The following is an 874-nucleotide window of genomic DNA, read 5'->3' as shown; positions in this document are numbered from 1 at the left end:
GGACAGCGCCGGGGTGTGCGGGGGTTGCGGCAGCTGGCGCAGCCTGCCGTTGACGATGGCCGCCGCGAGGATGCTGAGCGCCAGGCCGCACAGCACCACATCGAAGGTGCTGGTGATCTGCTGGGCAAGATCGTTTCCGTAGACGGGGTGAGCCGACCCGCCCGAAGATGCCTGGAATCGCGGAGCCAGGACGACGCCGACGATGACGCGCGAAACGGTGAATGTGCATAGCAATCCGCACAGCGACGAGATCAGCCTCGCGGGCAGGGCCTCGGTCGCCATGTTGAAGCGAAGCCAGATCGCTAGGACCGCGGTGGCCAGATCGAACGCAGCCAGCGCCATGCTGTCGTAGCGCGAGAACGGATAATTCAACAGCACCGCGACGACGAGGTCGGTCAACCGCATCGCTACCGAGCCCAGGCACCACACGGCGATGAGCAGCAAGCCGTTTCGGGACGCTGCCCGCCACACGGTTTTGTCGATCGGTGGCGCGTTCGGGGACCTGAACAGGGTCAGCGGCGCACACATTGCCGCGGCCGCGGCCCACACCAGATAACCCTCGTATCCCACGCCGGCCGTCGACGTGTTTTGGGCAATGCCGTGGAACGCGTCGAGCTCGCGGCCGATGGGAAGGCTCCACACGATGGACCCGGCGATCAGGGTGGAGCCACCCAGCGCCACGGTTGAGAGCGCTTCGGCCGCTGTAGGCCGAAGCAGCCACCGGGACGCGACCAGCACGGCGGCCAGGGCTACCACGCCGTACACCACCACCGTGTCGATGACCGCGAGGTTCTGTTGGCCAAAACCGGACGCGCCGGCCGCGGGCTCCAACGCGTACCTGACCCGCCAGCTCAGGTTGAAACCGGTGCTGAGG

General features: G+C 67.0%; 1 protein-coding gene. It reads right to left on the bottom strand.

What is annotated here, in order from left to right; translation table 4 throughout:
• Positions 1 to 874, bottom strand: an 874-nt coding sequence (locus FJR74_RS08330) for a DUF7937 domain-containing protein (RefSeq protein WP_211333938.1), incomplete at both ends; no start/stop codon positions are given.

The organism is Metamycoplasma neophronis (assembly GCF_006491995.1).
Lineage (GTDB): Bacteria > Bacillota_I > Bacilli_A > Mycoplasmatales > Metamycoplasmataceae > Metamycoplasma > Metamycoplasma neophronis.
Note: the sequence above shows the minus strand (reverse complement) of the source record. Positions and strands in the feature narration are given on the sequence as shown.